Source organism: Brevibacterium rongguiense, assembly GCF_009857845.1.
Lineage (GTDB): Bacteria > Actinomycetota > Actinomycetes > Actinomycetales > Brevibacteriaceae > Brevibacterium > Brevibacterium rongguiense.
On the sequence record NZ_WWEQ01000006.1, the window covers coordinates 1 to 17,735 of the forward strand.

The window sequence follows — 17,735 nt, forward strand, 5'->3', positions numbered from 1 at the left end:
GTGCGCGAGCTCGTGGCGCCCGGCCGCGCACAGCGCCTGGCCACCCCGTGGGCCGCGCTGCGCGGCATCGCGCCGGTCGCAGCGCTCGCCGGGCCCGGCGAAGCCGTGCCCTACGGCGAGGCCTGGGGAGACGGACTGCTGTGGGGCCTGGCCCCACTGCCGCAGCACCGGGCGTACTGGTTCGCCGCGTGGCCCGACGGCCAGCGCTCCGAGCCCCTCGATCCTGCGGCCGCCGCCGCCCGCGCCCGCATCCCGCTGCGCTCACAGCGCGCACATCCGGCCATCGTGCGCGCGCTCGACGCGGGCTCCGGGATCCTCGCGGCGCGGCTGTGGGAGGCGCCCCCGCTGCGCCGCTACGTGCGGGGCCGCTACGCGGTGATCGGCGATGCCGCGCACGCTGCGCTGCCGAACCTGGGACGCGGCGCGAACGACGCGATCCTCGACGCGGTGGCGCTCGCCGCAGCGCTCAACCGCACTGCCGAGGCGCACCCGCGCGGCCGGGAGCGCGCGCTCGCGGCATGGCAGGCCCGCAGGCTGGCCTCCACTCAGGCCGCACGCGCCGGGGCCCGCGCAGTCATGGGCGTGGCGACGGGGCGGCGGCTGCGCTGGCTGCGCGAGGCCGCCTCCGCGCGGCCATGACCGATGAGCCGGCCGGTGGACCTGTCGGATTCGGAGCGGGCCCCACGCGCGGTCAGCGCGAGTCAGGGCAGGCAGGCCTCGCGGCGTCCGGGTGCGACACGCGCTAGCCTGGAGCCAGCCGAGCACACCGCGCGGCTGCCCGAGGGGAAGTGGGGCGCAGATGGTCACCCAGCAGGTCGTGTCGAAGCCCGCGCGCACGGGCATGTTCCTCACGCTCACGGTGCGCCCGGGCGGCGAGGACGCCGTGCGCGCGTTCCTCCCGGCCCTCTCCGGCCTCACCCGCTCCGTGTCCTTCCGCGTGCCGGACGCGGACCTGCTGTGCGTCGCGGGCATCGGGGCGCAGCTGTGGGAGCGGCTCTACGCAGCCCCCGCGCCCCTGCAGCTGCACACACTGGCGCCCATCGAGGGCCCGACCCACACCGCGCCCTCCACGCCGGGCGACATCCTGCTCCACATGCGGGCGCGCTCGGTGGACATGTGCTTCGAACTCGCGCGCATCGCGCTCGCGCAGCTGGGCGACGCCGTCACGATCGTCGACGAGGTCCACGGCTTCAAGTACTACGACATGCGCGACCTGCTGGGCTTCGTGGACGGCACCGCCAACCCGGAGGGCGATGCCGCGCTGCAGTCGGTGCTCATCGGGGATGAGGATCCGGCCTACCGGGGCGGCAGCTACGTCATCGTCCAGAAGTACATCCACGACCTCACCGCGTGGGAGTCCCTCACCGTCGAGGAGCAGCAGCGGGTGATCGGGCGCACGAAGCTCGAGGACGTGGAGCTGCCCGACGACGTCAAGCCGTCGAATTCGCACGTCGCCCTCAACACCATCACGGACGCCGACGGGGTCGAGCACGACATCTTCCGCGAGAACATGCCGTTCGGCTCGTTCGAGGCCAAGGAGTTCGGGACGTTCTTCATCGGCTACGCCGGGGACGTCTCCGTGACCGAGCAGATGCTGGTCAACATGTTCATCGGCGATCCGGTGGGCAACCACGACCGCATCCTCGACTTCTCCACCGCCGTGACGGGCGGGCTGTTCTTCATCCCCTCGATCGCCCGCCTCGACTCGATGGACGCGCTGCCGGCGGCGCCGGTGGGCGCCGGGGCGCAGCCGGCGGTGCCCGCGCCCGTGACCCCCGCCAACGCCGTGCCCGGCGGCTACCGGGGGCCGCAGGAGCAGAACTCCGGCGCCGGCATCGCGGACGCCGAGCAGCCGGGCGGCCCCGAGTCGCACGCGCCCGGCGCGGGTGAGCAGGCCGGTGCGGTCGAGCAGCCCGGTGCGGGCGGAGGGGATGGCTCGCTGGGCATCGGGAGCCTGCGCCCGAGCGGGCAGGCACCCCAGCACTGATCAGCAGCATGACACCACACTTCGCAGCCGCGGCGGCTGCACCGACCCGAAGGGGGACGCCGTGAAGAACCTGCATCGCGAACTGGCACCGATCTCCGAGGCCGCCTGGGCCAACCTGGAGGGGGAGATCCGCTCCACCTTCGCCACCCGCATCGCCGCTCGGCGCTTCGTCGACATGCCCGAGGCGCGCGGCACCGAGTTCTCCTCCCTCACGACGGGCCGGGAGGCCGAGGCCACGAGCCCGGTCGAGGCGGTGCGCGCCCGCCGCCGCGAGGTGCTGCCCGTCGTCGAGCTGCGCGCGCCCTTCTCCCTCAGCCGCGAGGAGATCGACTCCGTTGCCCGCGGTGCCGTGGACCCGGACTGGGGCCCCGCCCAGGACGCCGCGGCGCAGCTCGCGCGCGCGGAGGACTCCGCCGTCTTCGAGGGCCTCGACGGCATCACCGGCATCATCCCGGCCACCCCGAACGCGGCCATCGGGCTGCCGGAGAGCATCCGGGAGCTGCCCGACGCCGTCTCCCGCGCCATCGAGGCGGTCCGCCTCGCCTATGTGGGCGGCCCCTACAGCCTGCTGCTGTCCGCCGAGCTCTACACCCAGGTCGTCGAGACGGTCGACCACGGCTACCCGGTGCTCGCCCACATCCAGCGCGCGCTCGGCGAGGGGCGCATCATGTGGGCGCCCAACCTCACGGGTGCGCTGCTCGTGTCCGAGCGCGGCGGCGACTTCGAGCTGCACCTCGGCCAGGACCTCTCCGTGGGCTACCTCGCCCACGACGCGCAGACGGTGACGCTCTACCTGCAGGAGTCGCTGACCTTCCGCATCGCCACCCCGGAGGCGGCCGTCGCGCTGCGCGGCTGAGCCGCCGCGGGGCGTGCGCGCGGCCGGCGCGAAACCGCCGTTTCGCGCGCACGTTCCTGAGCCTTTCCCGTGCTTACCATGGGAGCCATGGAATCAGTCCGCTCACACCTGAACCGGTACGTCGCCGGGATGGGCGAATCGCCCATCCGCAAGCTCTTCGGCATCGCCCACGATCCCTCGATCATCAGCTTCGCCGGTGGCCACCCCGCCCCGGAGCTCTTCGACACCGAGGGTCTGTCCCGCGCGTTCTCCCACGTCATCGACGCCAATGGGGGGCGCGCCCTCCAGTACGGGCCCACCGATGGCGAACCGGAGATGCGCGAGGCCGCCGCCAAGCGCCTCGCCGAACAGGGCGTGCCCACCTCGCCGGCCAACGTGCTCATCACCTCGGGCTCCCAGCAGGGGCTGGGGCTGCTCTCGCAGACCCTGTTCAACCCCGGCGACATCGTGCTCGTGGAGAACCCCACGTACATGTCCGCCCTCCAGGCGTTCGCGCTGCAGGGCGTCGAGTTCCGGGCGCTGCTCTCCGATGAGGGCGGTGTCATCCCGGAGGCCCTCGACACCGCGATCCGGTACTGGAAGCCGAAGGCCGTCTACCTCATCCCCACGTTCCAGAACCCCACGGGCGTCACGATGCCCTGGTCCCGGCGCACCGCGATCGCGGACGTCATCGCCGCCCACGACGTGTGGCTCATCGAGGACGACCCATACTCCGAGCTGCGCTTCACGGACGAGGTGCTGCCCCCCATCGTGTCCGACCCGCGCCTGGACGACCGGTCCTTCCTGGCCAACTCGCTGTCGAAGGTGCTGGCGCCGGGCCTTCGGGTGGGGTGGCTGCGCGGGCCGGAGGAGGTCCTCGAGCGGGTGGGCGTGGCCAAGCAGGGCTCGGCGCTGCAGACCTCGACCGTCGACCAGCTCGCCGCCGTCCACTACCTGGAGCACACGGACCTCGAATCCCGCCTGGTCACGGTGCGCGCGGAGTATGCTTCGCGGATGAACACGATGGTCGACGAGCTCGCTGAGATCCTGCCGCCCGGATCCGTGCTCACGAAGCCGGCCGGGGGCATGTTCGTGTGGGCGCGCCTGCCGGAGGGCTTCGACACCTCGGAGCTCGTCTACCGGGCGATCGAGCTCGGCACGATCTTCGTCCCCGGTGCGCCCTTCTACGTCGAGGAGCCGGACGAGCGGACGATGCGGTTCTCGTTCGTCTCCCACGGTTCGGAGACGATCGCGCAGGGCCTGCGGCGCATGGCGCCGCTGTTCGCATAGGAAGCGGAGGTCCGCCGGGATCCCGGCGGAGCCCGCCGGGAGAAGGGGACGCCGATGTCCACCATGAGCTTCAAGCCGACCCCCGAGGCCGCGGGGCCCGCGCACTCGGGCCGTGTGGCGCTGGTCGCCGTGATCGCCGCGTTCGGCGGCTTCCTGTTCGGCTTCGACACCTCCGTCATCAACGGCGCGGTGAACGCGCTGCGCGCGGGATTCGGGATGAGCGAGGGCCTCACGGGCTTCTCCGTCTCCTGCGCGCTGCTCGGCTGCATGGTGGGCGCGTGGTTCGCCGGCGGGCTCGCCGACCGCTACGGCCGGGTGCGCTCGATGATCGTCGCCGCCGCGCTCTTCTTCGTCTCCGCGCTGGGCTCCGGGCTCGCACCCGACGTGCTGTGGCTCATCGTGTGGCGCGTGGTGGGCGGCCTGGGCGTGGGCATGGCCTCGGTCATCGCCCCCGCCTACATCGCCGAGGTGTCCCCCGCCCGGGTGCGCGGGCGGCTGGGCTCGCTGTGGCAGCTGGCGATCGTGGCCGGCATCTTCGTCGCGCTGCTCTCCGACGCCTACCTCGCCCAGCTGGCCGGGGGCGCGGGCGCGCAGCTGTGGTTCGGCCTCGCCGCGTGGCGCTGGATGTTCATCGCCGAGGCGGTGCCCTCCGTCCTCTACGGCATCATGGCGTTCGCGATCCCGGAGTCCCCGCGCTACCTCGTGGCCCGCGGCAAGCTCGACCGGGCCGCGCGGGTGCTGCGGGAGATCGTGGGACTCGAGGGCGGTGAGAGCGCCGAGGCCAAGATCGCGCAGATCCAGTCGACGATCACGATGGAGAAGCGCCAGACGCTGCGCGACCTCATCGGCGCGAACGGGCGGATCATGCCGATCGTGTGGATCGGGATCGCGCTGGCCGTGTTCCAGCAGTTCGTGGGCATCAACGTGATCTTCTACTACTCGTCCACGCTGTGGCAGGCGGTGGGCTTCGCGGAGAGCGACTCGATGACGATCACCGTCATCACCTCCGTGACGAACATCGTCGTCACGGTCGTCGCGATCGCCTCGGTCGACCGGGTGGGCAGGCGGCCCCTGCTCATCGCGGGCTCGGCAGGGATGGCGGTCTCCTTGGGCGTCATGGCCCTGTGCTTCGCCCAGGCCGTCACTGTCGACGGCAAGGTCAGCCTGCCGGGCGCCTGGGGCATCACGGCGCTCATCGCCGCGAACCTCTTCGTCATCTTCTTCGGCGCCACGTGGGGGCCGATCATGTGGCTCATGCTCGGCGAGATGTTCCCCAACCGGATCCGCGCCGTCGCGCTGTCCGCGGCCGCGGCCGTCAACTGGCTGGCGAACTTCGCGATCTCCACGCTCTTCCCCGCGATGGCGGACTTCTCACTCGCCGCGGCCTACGGCTTCTACGCCGTGTGCTCGCTGCTCTCGCTGTTCTTCGTCCTCAAGTGGGTCCCCGAGACCAAGGGCGTGGAGCTCGAGGAGATGACCGAGGGCGCGCACACCCGCGCCGCGTAGTCCGGCGCTCGGCCGCGGCCCCGGCGCTCAGCCGCTTCGCGGCAGGCCGAGTGAGAATGCGGTGCCGGCAATCGACCAGATCTCGAACTTCTCCAGGGCCTCGCGCGTCAGCCGCCTCCCGGTTTCGAAGTCCGGGTCCCGGCTGACGACGATCGAACGGCCGTTGGCGAGCAGCACCGCGTTCGCATCGATCCGCTCCAACAGACCGTCGAGATCGCGCTCGATGTCGCGCACAATGACATCGACGCCGACAATCCCGAAGAATTCCCCGTCGATGAGGACCGGTGCGGAAAAGGTCAGGGTGAAATCGTCCGTGCAGAGGTAGTCGACATACGGGCCGACCATGCACGCGGCGCCCGTGCGCAGGGGAACGCTGTACCACTCGCTGTCATCGAACCCGTGCTGGTAGTCGCCCACGCCGGTCTGATCGGCATCGAGAGGCTGCAGCTGAGCGCCGCCTTCGCGCTCCCTAAGCTGCCACCAGACCATTCCACCGCCCGACGAGCGGATCTGCGGATGTCCGCTGACGAACCCGGCACCGACGAAGTGCGAATCCAGGGAAAGCGTCTCCTCGATGCAGGCGCGCACGTCCGCCGCGCGGGGGGCGTCCCCCTCGCCTATTGCGCTCACCGCGATCTTGATGAGGCGGCCCTGCAGAACCGCAATCTGCCGGTGCCACTCGTGGACCAGCGATTCGCATCGGCGAATCGCTTCGACCGCCCGCGGATCATCTCGATACTGCCGACCTCGCATACCCTTCACGCCTCCTCATGGTTGCGGACGTCGAGCAGCCAGCGCACCGCTGTGCCCACCGCAGTCCGGCGCTGTGCGATGGCGCCTTCGACATCCTCGTCGGCCAGTCGGATGAGCATTTCCCGGTGCAGGCGCCCAAGATTCACTCGTGCCTCGTGCTCATTCATGCACATCCACAGCAGGGGGGCGAATTCGTTCTGAATGGCGATCTGCTCGCGGACCAGTCGCACGGACTGCGAGAGGCCGGCGAGCCTCAGATCGAGGCTTCCCTGTGCCACGCGCGCCTCACCACCGGAGTGTACGGACATCGCCGACGCGAAGCGGCCCACCATCGTCTCGGCTTCGCCGGCCACACCCTGCCCGGCGATCCTGCGCAGAACAGCTTCCGCGATCGCGAGGAAGTATGTCCCGTAGTCGACGAGCTCGGCACGCGAAAGGCCGCGGACCCGCTGCCGCATCAGTTCCTCGGCGCGTCCGACGTCGATGTCGACGAAGCTGCCACCGCCCCTGCCCCGCCTTGTCATGACGAAACCGGTCACTCGCAGCTGTTGGAGCGCCTCGCGAACGGTGACCATGGAGACCTGGAAGCGGGACGCGAGCGCCGCCTCGCTCGGCAGCCGCTCACCCGGCGCCAGGATGCCAAGAGCGATTGCATCCTGCAGACGGCCGCGGACCTGGTCCACCAGCGCCGAGCTGCCGATAGGGGCGAATACCGCCGAACCAGGCGCTGATTCCGGCATGTGCAGCGCTCCCTCCCTCACCGAGGTCATGCGGATGCGGCCCACCGACTGCGCGAAGCCAGCGATCTCAAGATTAACTCACAAGCGCTTGTAAACATATGAAGTCATATGTTTATATGTTCCACAACACATTTTCCGCTCTCACGATGAGCGGCCAATGGCAGAGGCGCCGCGCTCCAACAGGCACCGGGAGACAACGAGAATCAACCTGAGGAGACACATGTCCGATCCGGCTGCACATGGGGCCGACGCAACGCAGTCAACCTCGGGATCGACTGCCCCCGCGATCAGGCTGACCGACCTGCGCCGCGCCTTCGGCAATGTCACCGCCGTCGACGGTGTCACGCTCGACATCCCCGCCGGTGAATTCTTCTCCATGCTCGGCCCGTCCGGTTCGGGAAAGACGACGGTGCTCCGGCTCATCGCCGGATTCGATACTCCGACGGCCGGTTCAATCGAGCTCTTCGGCAAGCCCGTGCAGAAGCTGGCACCCTATGACCGCGACGTCAACACCGTCTTCCAGGACTACGCCCTCTTCCCTCACCTCAGCGTTCGGGAGAACGTCGAGTTCGGGCTGAGAATCCGGCGTCTGGCGCGGGCGGAGCGCAGGCAGCGGGCGCTTGCGGCCCTCGAGCGCATGCAGCTTGCACATCTCGCCGATCGCAAACCCTGGGAGCTCTCCGGCGGCCAGCGTCAGCGAGTGGCGCTGGCCAGGGCCATCGTGGTCGACCCGAAAGTGCTCCTCCTCGACGAGCCGCTCGGAGCTCTCGACCTCAAACTCCGCGAGCAGATGCAGGTCGAACTCAAGCAGCTGCAGCGGGACCTGGGGATCACGTTCATCTTCGTCACACACGATCAGGAAGAGGCACTCACGCTCTCCGACCGTGTCGCCGTCTTCAACGACGGATCCATCCAGCAGGTGGACTCACCGCAGGCTCTCTACGACCATCCGCGCACCGAGTTCGTCGCCACCTTCGTGGGCACCTCGAATGTCTTCGCGCCGGAGCAGGCACAGCGCTATCTGGCCCATGAGGGCACGGTGTCCGTCAGGCCGGAGAAGATTCGCATCCTGAAGCCGGATACGACCGCCTCTCCCGGTCTGGTGGGCACCATCGAGGAGCGCATCTTCGTGGGCTCGGGGACTCGCACCCTAGTGCGGCTTGCAGACGAGCTTCAGTTGGAGATCCTCGAACCCGCAGGCAGCCCCGAACGCCGCCGCGGTGATCGCGTCGGCCTGGCGATCAGCGAAACCGATGTCCACAGCCTGGCCGCAAGCCCCCCGAAGCCCGAAGAACCGAAGGCGACCGCCGCCACCAATCAGGAGGAAAAATGAAGACCAGTCTGCGCACCCGCCTGAGCGCGGCGGCAGCGATCGCGGCAAGCACCGTGCTCACGTTCGGCATGACCGGCTGCGGGACCTCGTCCGGCAGCGATGACAGCGGCGGTGACGCGACGGCCGCCTCGACCCTCGGTGATGGCGAAGGCCAGGTCTCGATCCTCGCGTGGCCCGGTTACGTCGAAGACGGCTCGAACGATCCGAAGACCGACTGGGTCACCCCGTTCGAAAAGGAAACGGGATGCCAGGTCAAGTCCCAGACCTACGGCACCAGCGACGAGGCATTCAACCTCATGAAGCAGGGCGGCTTCGATGTCGTCGCTGCGTCGGGTGACCTCTCGCTGCGGCTCATCGCGGCGAAGGACGTGCAGCCGGTCAACACCGATCTCATTCCCAATTACGAGAAGGTCTACGACTTCCTCAAGAACCGTGACTGGAATTCGCGCGACGGCAAGAGTTACGGCGTGCCCCACGGGTATGGCGCCAATCTGCTCATGTACAACTCCGACACCTTCAAGAAGGCCCCGGACTCGTGGGACGTCGTCTTCGACAAGGCGGGTGAGAACAAGGGCAAGATCACCGCCTACGACTCCCCGATCTACATCGCCGATGCGGCTATGTACCTCATGAGCCACAAGCCGGAACTGGGCATCAAGAACCCCTACTCGCTCGATGAGAACCAGTTGAACGCGGCAGTCGATCTGCTGAAGGCCCAGCGCCCCAACATCAAGGAGTACTGGAGCGATTACCTCAAGGCCGTCCAGGGCTTCGACAACGGGTCGCTCGTGGCGGGCACGGGCTGGCAGGTCATCCTCAACAATCTGGAGAAGGGGAGCCCCGTCAAGGGGGTCGTTCCGAAGGAGGGTGTGACCGGTTGGAGCGATACGTGGATGATCTCGTCGAAGACCGAGCACCAGACCTGCTCGTACAAGTGGCTGAACTACATGACGAGCGCCAAGGGATCCGCCGCTGCAACCGAGTACTTCGGCGAAGCGCCCAACAATCCCGACGCCTGCAAGTACGCGAAAGACGAGAAGTTCTGCGATTCGTACCACGCCGGCGATGAAGAGTATGCGAAGAAGATCTGGTACTGGACCACGCCGATTGAGCAGTGCCTGGATGGGCGCACGGACGTCAAGTGCACGGACTACTCCGCCTGGACCCAGGCGTGGCAGCAGATCAAGGGTTAACGCATGAGTGACCGCGAACGCGAGCCCGGAACGGCGATTCCCTCTCCCCATCGCTCTGCTGCTCGCTCCCTTTCGGCCCTGTTCGGCCGGCGCCCCCGGCTTGCGCTCTCCGCGCTGCTGGTGGCGCCGGTGGGATGGCTGGTGCTCGTCTACATCGTTGCGCTGCTGCTGCTGCTCATCACCGCACTGTGGACGACGGACAGCTTTACGGGCCTGATCGTCCAGAAGTGGAACCTCGAGAATTTCAAGCAAGTCGTTATGGAGCCGCTCTATCGCACGGTCACACTGCGCACGCTCGGAATCGCGCTCGCCGTGACGGCTATCGACGTTCTCATTGCCCTGCCCGTCGGCTACTACATGGCGAAGGTTGCAAGGCCGCGCACCCAGGCGATCCTCGTGATCGCGTTCATGATGCCGTTGTGGGCTGCCTACTTGGTCAAGGCGTATGCGTGGCGATCGATCTTCTCGGACGGCGGCATCCTGTCCTCCCTCGGCCACTCCCCTGGCCTCGGACTCGCAGCGACGATCACCACCATGTCCTACATCTGGCTGCCGTACGTCATCATGCCCGTGTATGCGGGATTCCAGCGCGTGCCGAATTCGCTGTTGGAAGCGGCGGGAGACCTCGGAGCCAAAGGCTGGCGCACATTCCGCGCCGTCATCGTGCCGTTGGTCTGGCCATCGGTCATCGCGGGTTCGATCTTCTCGTTCTCGCTGACACTGGGCGACTACATCGCGATCCAGATCGTCGGCGGTTCCCAGCAGCTGCTCGGCACGCTGATCTACTCGAATGTGGGAACCGGCGGCAACATGCCCCTCGCCGCCGCAATCGCCTTCATTCCGATCGTGATCATCCTCGTGTATCTGCTGCTCGTCCGGCGCACTGGCGCCCTGAAGAATCTCTAGGAGGCGGCGTGCGCATCCCCGCAATCGTCAAGATCACCCTGGGCACCGTCGTCGGCGCCGTCCTCGTCTTCGTCTACCTGCCCCTTGCGGTCGTCGCTTTCAACTCGTTCAACGCCAGCCAGAACCTGGCTTGGCCGCCTCGCGCATTCACGCTCAAGTGGTGGGGACGCGCCCTCCACGACGCGGGGGCGCTCCACGCGCTGGGAACGAGCATCCTCGTCGCGGCGTGCGCTACGGCGGCCGCCCTGGTGCTCGGCACACTCGCGGCGATCGCGCTCGACCGTTTCGAGTTCTTCGGCAAGGAGTCGGTCAACCTCCTCATCATCCTCCCGATCGCCCTGCCCGGAATCATCACCGGCATCGCCCTGAATAACGCGTTCACGACCATGCTGGGGCTTCCCCTGGGCCTTATCACCGTCATCATCGCGCACGTCACCTTCTGCATCGTGACGATCTACAACAACGCGTTCGCCCGAATGCGGCGACTCAACGGCAACCTGCGCGATGCTGCGATGGATCTCGGGGCCGACTCGTTCACGACCTTCAGGCTCGTGACCTTCCCCCAGTTGCGCAGTGCCCTCTTCGCGGGCTCCCTCCTGGCGTTCGGGCTCTCGTTCGACGAGATCATCGTCACCCAGTTCACCGCGGGAACGAGCGTGCAGACTCTGCCTATCTGGATCTTCAACAACATGTTCCGACCGGGTCAGGCCCCCATCGTGGACGTGGTCGCGACATTCCTCGTCATCGTGTCCATCATTCCGATTGCGCTGGCGAATCGGATCGGCGGAAAGGAATCCATTCAGGCCAATGCGGCGTGAATCGACCTGCGCGCGGCGCCCACCACACCCGCGCCGCGTAGTCCGGCGCTCGGCCGCGGCCCCGGCGCTCAGCGCCCGGGCACCGCGCGCACCGTGATCTGCTGGAGCGTGTCGAACGGCGTGAGCGTGATCGACACCTCCCGCTCGCCCGTCGGCCCGGCCGTGCGCCAGCTGGCGCGCGCCGCCGTCTCCCAGACCGCCTCGGGCTCCCCCTCCGAGGCGCCCTGCGCCGCACCCCCCTCGTCCGCCGCCCGTTCGCCGGTGGCTGCGAGCACCGCCTCCCACGCCGCGCGGCGCTCGGCGCGCGGCTGGTCGAGGTCGACGTTGTCCTCGAAGAGCTCGTCGGCCAGGGCATCGTCCCAGTCGAGCACGAGCGCCTCGACGCGGGCAGGCAGGGCGCGCGCCTTGGCAGACGGCTCGAGCGCGCTCACCGGGCGCACGTCGCCCCGCCCGGGGCCCGGCCGGCCGGCACCGGCCCGGGCGGGCAGCACCGCCTCGAGGAAGCGGTCGAGGCCCTGGCGGGCGAGCAGCGTCGCCGGGCCGTACGTGCGATTGGCGAAGACGACGATGCCCGCGCCGCTGGCCGGGTGCCAGCGCATGTGCGACCCGAAGCCCGGGTAGCCGCCGGAGTGGTAGTTGAGCTGGCCGAAGCGCGCGTCGAAGCGGTGGTGGAGGCCGTAGCCGTAGGAGTCGACGGCGAGCTGCCGCTCCTCGCCGGCCACGGCCGCCAGCCCCTCGACGTCGACAAGGCGCTGCGCCTGCTGCATGTCGCGGCGCACGCGGTCCCACCCGTCGTGCCCGGCGTGCTCGCGCAGGGCGGTGCCGAAGCCGTGCATCCACGCGCCGATGTCCTTGACCGTGGAGAACAGCCCGCCGATCGCGGAGAACGCGCCCGGCGCGGAGAACGGCAGCTCGACAGGGGCGCCGGAGGCGTCGAACCGGTAGCCCGGCACGATCCGGCCGGCGTCCACCTCGGCGGTGGAGAAGCCCGTGTCCGCGAGCCCGGCGGGGGCGATGACGTGTTCGGCCACGACCTCGCGGTACCCGCGGCCGGTGAGCTCCTCGACGAGGCGGCCCAGCAGCGCGTAGGAGTAGTTCGAGTAGGCGAACCCCGCCCCCGGGGCGAAGCCGCTGCTCGCGGGGCGGGCCAGCAGCGCGTCGAAGTCCGCCCGGCTCAGCGCCTCCTGCCGGTCGGCCCACGGGTCGTCGGTGGGCAGGCCGGAGGCCATCGTGAGCGCATCGCGCACGGTCACCCGGGCCAGCCCGGGGTCCGCCTCCGGTGCCCGGAGCGCGAGGATGTAGCGCGGCAGCGGCGCGTCGAGGTCGAGGGCCGGGGCGCCGTCACGGGAGGGGATGAGCCCGGCGCGCAGTCCCAGCACCGCGGCCGCGGTGAAGGACTTCGTCATCGAGGCGATCCGGTAGATGCCGTCCGCGTTCTCCCCGGCCAGCAGCCGGCCGCCCAGGAACACGCCCCACGCCGGGCGGGGAACGTCGCGGGAGGCGAACTCCTCGTCGAGGAACGCGCCCACCTCCTCCGCGGCCCGCTGCGCTGAGGTCGTGTCCGCCTGTTCGCTTCCCTGTTCGCTCACGCGTCCCATCCTGCCAAACACCGGACCACCGCGGCCTCTTGCCCCGCAGCACCCGTACCCTGGAACGCATGAAGACTGTTGCATGCGTTGCGGCCACCGCCGCGGACAAGCCCCTGGAGAAGTCGACCCTGGACCGCCGCGACCTGCGCGACGACGACATCATGATCGAGGTCGAGTACTCGGGCATCTGCCACTCGGATATCCACACGGTGCGCGGCGAGTGGGGCCCGTGCCACTACCCCATGAGCCCCGGCCACGAGATCATCGGCCGGATCGTCGAGACCGGCCCGGCCGTAACCGGGTTCGAGGTGGGCGAGCGCGTGGGCGTGGGCTGCCTCGTCGACTCCTGCGGCGAGTGCGAGCAGTGCCTGGCCGGCCAGCAGCAGGACTGCCTCAACGGCAACGTGGGCACGTACAACTCAAAGGACCGCCGCGACGGCTCCATCACGCAGGGCGGCTACTCCACTCACATCCCGGTGAGCCAGGACTTCGCGATCCACATCCCCGAGTCGCTCGACCCGGCCGCCGCCGCGCCGCTGCTGTGCGCGGGCATCACGACCTACTCGCCCCTGGCCCGGTTCGGCGCGGGCCCCGGCACGAAGGTCGCGGTCGTCGGCATGGGCGGGCTGGGCCACATGGCGGTCAAGCTCGCCGCCGCCATGGGCGCCGAGGTCACGGTCATCTCCCACTCGCATGCGAAGGAGGACGACGGGCGCCGGTTCGGGGCCGTCGACTACGTGGCCACCGGCGATGACCCGCGGGCCCTCGACCGCCTGCGCGGCGCCTTCGACCTCATCATCAACACGATCTCCGCCCCGTTCGACGCCGTGGACTACCTGCGCGCGCTCAAGCCGCACGGCGCCATGGTGCTCGTGGGCCTGCCCCCGGAGCCCATGAAGATCCCCGCGGGCGCCCTCATCGGCGGGGGGAAGATCCTCGCGGGCTCGAACATCGGCGGCATCCCGCAGACCCAGGAGATGATCGACTTCTGCGCCGAGCACGGCATCACCGCGGAGATCGAGCTCATCGGGGCCGACCAGATCAACGAGGCCTACGACCGTGTGGTGGACTCCGACGTCAGGTATCGATTCGTCATCGACGCGAAGACGTTCTGAGCCCGCGGGGCCCCGGAGTCCCGCCCCCGCGTAGAGTGACCGGGAGCACGACCGCCCCCGCTCACCCCCGCACGCGGAAGGACCCGCCGTGGAAACGCTGACCAACCTCCTCGACGGCACGGACAAGATCTTCACGATCATCCTCGTGATCATGCTCGTGCCCATCGGCCTCTATCTGACGATCCGCACCGGCGTGGTCCAGCTGCGCATGCTCCCGGAGATGTTCCGGGTCATCGTCGAGCCCGCCGGCCACGATGCGGAGGGCAACAGGAACATCTCCCCGTTCCGCGCCTTCTGCATCTCCGCGGCCTCCCGCGTGGGCACCGCGAACATCGCCGGCGTGGCACTGGCGATCTCCACGGGCGGGCCCGGTGCCATGTTCTGGATGTGGGTGACCGCGATCGTGGGCGGCGCCACCGCCTTCACCGAGTCGACGCTCGGGCAGCTCTACAAGGTCAAGGATGGCCCCAGTTCCGCGGCGGCCCGGCCTACTACATCGCCAACGGCCTGAGCCTCAAGTGGCTGGGCGCGGTCTTCGCCGTCATCGTCGCGGTGACCTACGGCATCGTGTTCAACACCGTGCAGTCGAACTCAATCGTCGACGGCATGTCCACCTCGTTCGGCGACATGGCCGAGTCGAAGACGTTCGCGATCGTCCTGGGCATCGTGCTCGCGGTGGCCGCCGGCGCCATCTTCGTGGGCGGTGTCCAGCGCATCTCGAGCGCCGCGGCCATCATCGTGCCCGTCATGGCCGTGCTCTACCTGGGCATCGGCATCCTCGTGGTCGCGGGCAACCTCGACAAGGTGCCCGGCATGCTGGGCCTCATCTTCAGCCAGGCGTTCACGCTGCACTCGGTCGCCGGCGGGACGCTGGGCTCCATGATGCTCATCGGCATCCAGCGCGGCCTGTTCTCCAACGAGGCCGGCATCGGCTCGGTGCCCAACGCCGCGGCCACCTCGTCCGCCTCGCACCCGGCCAAGCAGGGCCTCGTCCAGGCGCTCGGCGTCTACTTCGACACGATCCTCGTGTGCTCGATCACCGGTTTCATCGTGCTCCTGTCCAACCCGGAGTACGGCGGGGACGCCGAGGGCGCGCAGCTGACCCAGAACGCCCTGAGCGCGGAGCTGGGCCAATGGGCAATCCACTTCCTCACGGTCGCGATCTTCTTCTTCGCCTTCTCCTCGATCCTGGGCAACTACTACTACGGCGAGACGAACATCGAATACCTCACGCGCTCACGCGGCGCGCTGTGGGCCTACCGCATCATCGTCATGGGCGCCGTGTTCCTGGGCGCCGTGGCCGCCCTGGACCTCGTGTGGACCGCGGCGAACATCTTCATGGCGATCATGGCCGTCATCAACCTCTTCGCGGTGGCCGCCCTGTCGAACAAGGCGCTGCGCGTGCTGAAGAACTACACCCAGCAGCGCAAGGCGGGCCTCGAGCCCGTCTTCCACGAGGACGACATCGACGGCGGCCGCGGCATCACGGCCTGGGACGGCACGGACGAGGTCACGCAGCCCGAGTTCTGGGCCAAGCGCGGCCGCAAGGTCCGCGACGACTCGCAGGGCCACGCCTGGGCAGCGCCCAGGGGTAAGCGACACTGGCCCCCGGCCCCGGTGACGCGGGTGCCGGTGGTCCCGGCGCCGGTGACCCCGGTGCCGGCAGCGGAGCCTAGCGTCGCCGGCGCGCGCTCAGCGTGGAGCGCGCGCTGGCGAGCACGACGAGCGCAATCGCGCACACGCCCAGCGCCGTGATGCCCTGGCCCAGCAGCAGGAGACCGGCGAACGAGGCGACGACCGGCTCGAGGCTGAGCAGGACCCCGAAGACCGGCTTGGGCAGCCGGCGCAGCGCCGCGAACTCCAGCGAGTACGGGATGAGCGAGGCGAGCGCGGCCGTGGCGAGCGCGGGCACGAGCAGACCCGGCTGCGCGATGATCGGCGGCACCGTCTGCGCGCCGAACGGCAGCATGAGCACCGCGCCCACCGCAAGGGCGCCGGCCAGACCGCCCGTACCGGGAACCAGGCGGCCCACCCGCTCGCTCGTGAGGATGTAGAGCGCCCAGAAGCCGGCGGCGACCAGGACGCACAGCACACCCAGGCGGTCCAGCGGCTGATCGCCGACGAGGTCGTCGACGAAGAACAGCCCGATGCCGGCCAGGGCCAGTCCGGTCCAGACGGTGTCCTTCCAGCGGCGCGAGAGCACCGCGGCGAGCGCGAGCGGGCCCAGGAACTCGATGCACACGGCGATGCCGATGGGGATGCGCGCGATCGCGGCGTAGAAGAAGCCGTTCATACCGGCCAGCGCCGCGCCGAAGCACAGCACCGCAGCCCACTGGCTGCGCGTCCACGCGCGCAGGTTCGGGCGGCACACCGCCAGCAGCACGAGCGCGGCAATCGACAGCCGCAGCGCCGTCGTCCCCCAGGTGCCCAGCGCCGGGAAGATCATCGTGGCGAACGCGGAGCCGAACTGCAGCGACACGCACGAGCCCACCACCATGAGGATCGACGGGCCGAGGCCGGCGGCGGCCGCGGGGGCGGAGGGCGATCCGGAGGCCGGGGCGACGATGCGGAGGGGGCGGTATCTGCGGACATGACTCCATCGTGGGGGCGCACCCGCGGTTACGTCTACTTACTCTTTGTGACGGGTAGAGTGAAGCGATACTGCATTGTGATGCGCCTCTCGCCACGGCGCAGCCGCGACTTCGCCCCGTCCGCCCGCGCAGCCCTCAGGAGGCCCCGTGCTCAACGTCAACCGCCTGCGCATCCTCGCCGAGCTCGAGCGCCAGGGCACCCTGGCCAACGTCGCCGCGGCCCTGCGCTACACGCCCTCGGCCGTCTCCCAGCAGCTCGCCCAGCTCGAGCGCGAGGCGGGTGTGGCACTCCTCGATCGCGTGGGCCGCACCGTGCGCCTCACCGACGCCGCGCACACGCTGGTGCGCCACGCGCAGACGATCCTGCGGGCCCTGGACGCGGCGGAGGCGGACCTCGCTGCGGAGCAGGGGCCCGCCTCGGGCACGGTGCGGATCGCGAGCTTCCACACGGTGCTGCTCGAGATCGCGCCGCTCGCCCTCACCCTGCTCGCCCGCGACGCCCCGGACCTCAGCGTCCACCTCACCCACCGCGAGGTGGACGAGGCCCACCTGGAGCTGCTCTCCCACGAGTTCGACCTGGTGCTGGGCGAGGAGTTCCCCGGTGCCCAGGTGCCGCGCGTGGCGGGCGCCCACCGCAGCGACTTCCGCCGCGATCCCCTGTGGCTGGCGGTGCCGCGCGCGCGGGACTGGGCGCCGCGGCGGCTGGCCGACTGCGCGGAGCTGCCCTGGGCGGTCGAGCCGGCCTGGTCGCGACTGGGCCAGTGGGCGCTCAACACGTGCCGGGCGGCCGGCTTCACGCCCCGGGCCGTCGTCGAGACCCCGGATCCCCTGCTCCACCTGGAGCTCGTGCGCACCGGCCATGCGGTGTCGTTCGTCCCGGGGCTCATCGGCGCCGAGTACCTCGAGGGAATCGATGTCTACGCGCTGCCCGGCAGGCCGGCCCGTACCCTCTACACCGAGGTGCGGTCAGGCCGTGAGCGCCACCCCGCGCTGCTGGCGGTCAGGCGCGCATTCGCGCAGGCCTCGAAGCAGCTCGAGCCCGTGGAGACGGCGGGCGCCCTGCGCGCGGACGGCTGACC

16 protein-coding genes and 1 pseudogene are annotated in these 17,735 nt (G+C 69.7%); 13 read left to right on the plus strand and 4 right to left on the minus strand.

What is annotated here, in order from left to right; genetic code table 11:
- The 5 genes from GSY69_RS02285 to GSY69_RS02305 form a co-directional block, all read left to right on the plus strand.
- On the plus strand, window positions 1–639 hold a 639-nt coding region (locus tag GSY69_RS02285; RefSeq protein WP_202410750.1), incomplete at its 5' end, for an FAD-dependent monooxygenase.
- 160 nt (window positions 640–799) lie between these two features.
- Window positions 800–1,987, plus strand: coding sequence for a Dyp-type peroxidase (locus tag GSY69_RS02290; RefSeq protein WP_160952284.1), 1,188 nt, complete (start codon window positions 800–802; stop codon window positions 1,985–1,987).
- Window positions 1,988–2,048: 61 nt separating this feature from the next.
- Window positions 2,049–2,843 carry a family 1 encapsulin nanocompartment shell protein gene (locus GSY69_RS02295; RefSeq protein ID WP_160952285.1) on the plus strand — a complete coding sequence of 265 codons (795 nt, stop codon included), beginning with the start codon at window positions 2,049–2,051 and terminating at the stop codon, window positions 2,841–2,843.
- Window positions 2,844–2,930: 87 nt separating this feature from the next.
- On the plus strand, window positions 2,931–4,112 hold the full coding sequence (locus GSY69_RS02300) for an aminotransferase-like domain-containing protein (protein WP_235936218.1): 1,182 nt from the start codon (window positions 2,931–2,933) through the stop codon (window positions 4,110–4,112).
- A 54-nt stretch (window positions 4,113–4,166) separates the two neighbouring features.
- On the plus strand, window positions 4,167–5,618 hold the full coding sequence (locus GSY69_RS02305; RefSeq protein ID WP_160952286.1) for a sugar porter family MFS transporter: 1,452 nt from the start codon (window positions 4,167–4,169) through the stop codon (window positions 5,616–5,618).
- Window positions 5,619–5,645: 27 nt separating this feature from the next.
- On the opposite strand, the gene GSY69_RS02310 is transcribed toward GSY69_RS02305, so the two are convergent.
- Window positions 5,646–6,371, minus strand: coding sequence for a cache domain-containing protein (locus GSY69_RS02310; protein ID WP_407924999.1), 726 nt, complete (start codon window positions 6,369–6,371; stop codon window positions 5,646–5,648).
- A gap of 5 nt (window positions 6,372–6,376) precedes the next feature.
- Window positions 6,377–7,111, minus strand: a complete 735-nt coding sequence (locus GSY69_RS02315) for a GntR family transcriptional regulator (protein ID WP_160952288.1) — start codon at window positions 7,109–7,111, stop codon at window positions 6,377–6,379.
- Between the two features lie 220 nt (window positions 7,112–7,331).
- On the opposite strand from GSY69_RS02315, the gene GSY69_RS02320 reads away from it, so the two are divergent.
- The 4 genes from GSY69_RS02320 to GSY69_RS02335 are packed head-to-tail and all read left to right on the plus strand — an operon-like array spanning window position 7,332 to window position 11,361.
- Window positions 7,332–8,444, plus strand: a complete 1,113-nt coding sequence (locus GSY69_RS02320) for an ABC transporter ATP-binding protein (RefSeq protein ID WP_160952289.1) — start codon at window positions 7,332–7,334, stop codon at window positions 8,442–8,444.
- Window positions 8,441–9,637, plus strand: a complete 1,197-nt coding sequence (locus GSY69_RS02325; protein WP_160952290.1) for an ABC transporter substrate-binding protein — start codon at window positions 8,441–8,443, stop codon at window positions 9,635–9,637. Before GSY69_RS02320 ends, GSY69_RS02325 begins: the two co-directional genes overlap by 4 nt.
- 3 nt (window positions 9,638–9,640) lie before the next feature.
- Window positions 9,641–10,543 carry an ABC transporter permease gene (locus GSY69_RS02330; protein WP_160952291.1) on the plus strand — a complete coding sequence of 301 codons (903 nt, stop codon included), beginning with the start codon at window positions 9,641–9,643 and terminating at the stop codon, window positions 10,541–10,543.
- Window positions 10,544–10,551: 8 nt separating this feature from the next.
- The gene (locus GSY69_RS02335) at window positions 10,552–11,361 is read left to right on the plus strand and encodes an ABC transporter permease (RefSeq protein WP_160952292.1); all 810 of its coding nucleotides are present in this window, start codon (window positions 10,552–10,554) and stop codon (window positions 11,359–11,361) included.
- A 68-nt stretch (window positions 11,362–11,429) separates the two neighbouring features.
- Here the strand turns inward: GSY69_RS02335 and GSY69_RS02340 are convergent, their stop codons facing one another.
- Window positions 11,430–12,950, minus strand: coding sequence for a serine hydrolase domain-containing protein (locus GSY69_RS02340; protein WP_160952293.1), 1,521 nt, complete (start codon window positions 12,948–12,950; stop codon window positions 11,430–11,432).
- A gap of 68 nt (window positions 12,951–13,018) precedes the next feature.
- On the opposite strand from GSY69_RS02340, the gene GSY69_RS02345 reads away from it, so the two are divergent.
- The 3 genes and pseudogenes from GSY69_RS02345 to GSY69_RS02350 all read left to right on the plus strand — a co-directional run bounded on the left by GSY69_RS02345 (window position 13,019) and on the right by GSY69_RS02350 (window position 15,820).
- The gene (locus tag GSY69_RS02345) at window positions 13,019–14,065 is read left to right on the plus strand and encodes an NAD(P)-dependent alcohol dehydrogenase (RefSeq protein ID WP_160952294.1); all 1,047 of its coding nucleotides are present in this window, start codon (window positions 13,019–13,021) and stop codon (window positions 14,063–14,065) included.
- A 220-nt stretch (window positions 14,066–14,285) separates the two neighbouring features.
- Window positions 14,286–14,468, plus strand: a pseudogene (locus tag GSY69_RS15445) (alanine:cation symporter family protein); the annotation flags it as partial.
- Window positions 14,453–15,820 carry an alanine/glycine:cation symporter family protein gene (locus GSY69_RS02350; protein ID WP_456236789.1) on the plus strand — a complete coding sequence of 456 codons (1,368 nt, stop codon included), beginning with the start codon at window positions 14,453–14,455 and terminating at the stop codon, window positions 15,818–15,820. The pseudogene GSY69_RS15445 and the gene GSY69_RS02350, both read left to right, overlap by 16 nt.
- Here GSY69_RS02350 and GSY69_RS02355 read toward each other — a convergent pair.
- Window positions 15,738–16,544 (minus strand): EamA family transporter, encoded by an 807-nt coding sequence (locus tag GSY69_RS02355; protein ID WP_328698725.1) that lies wholly within the window; start codon window positions 16,542–16,544, stop codon window positions 15,738–15,740. The genes GSY69_RS02350 and GSY69_RS02355 overlap by 83 nt on opposite strands.
- A gap of 259 nt (window positions 16,545–16,803) precedes the next feature.
- On the opposite strand from GSY69_RS02355, the gene GSY69_RS02360 reads away from it, so the two are divergent.
- The gene (locus GSY69_RS02360; protein WP_160952296.1) at window positions 16,804–17,733 is read left to right on the plus strand and encodes a LysR family transcriptional regulator; all 930 of its coding nucleotides are present in this window, start codon (window positions 16,804–16,806) and stop codon (window positions 17,731–17,733) included.
- The last annotated feature ends 2 nt before the right edge of the window (window positions 17,734–17,735 follow it).

What these genes read in the sequence shown, in the direction of transcription:
- GSY69_RS02300 (WP_235936218.1), top strand. Translation starts at nt 2,931, where the DNA reads ATGGAATCAGTCCGCTCACACCTGAACCGGTACGTCGCCGGGATGGGC.
- GSY69_RS02315 (WP_160952288.1), bottom strand. Translation starts at nt 7,111, where the DNA reads ATGCCGGAATCAGCGCCTGGTTCGGCGGTATTCGCCCCTATCGGCAGC.
- GSY69_RS02330 (WP_160952291.1), top strand. Translation starts at nt 9,641, where the DNA reads ATGAGTGACCGCGAACGCGAGCCCGGAACGGCGATTCCCTCTCCCCAT.
- GSY69_RS02345 (WP_160952294.1), top strand. Translation starts at nt 13,019, where the DNA reads ATGAAGACTGTTGCATGCGTTGCGGCCACCGCCGCGGACAAGCCCCTG.
- GSY69_RS02290 (WP_160952284.1), top strand. Translation starts at nt 800, where the DNA reads ATGGTCACCCAGCAGGTCGTGTCGAAGCCCGCGCGCACGGGCATGTTC.
- GSY69_RS02305 (WP_160952286.1), top strand. Translation starts at nt 4,167, where the DNA reads ATGTCCACCATGAGCTTCAAGCCGACCCCCGAGGCCGCGGGGCCCGCG.
- GSY69_RS02310 (WP_407924999.1), bottom strand. Translation starts at nt 6,371, where the DNA reads ATGCGAGGTCGGCAGTATCGAGATGATCCGCGGGCGGTCGAAGCGATT.
- GSY69_RS02320 (WP_160952289.1), top strand. Translation starts at nt 7,332, where the DNA reads ATGTCCGATCCGGCTGCACATGGGGCCGACGCAACGCAGTCAACCTCG.
- GSY69_RS02325 (WP_160952290.1), top strand. Translation starts at nt 8,441, where the DNA reads ATGAAGACCAGTCTGCGCACCCGCCTGAGCGCGGCGGCAGCGATCGCG.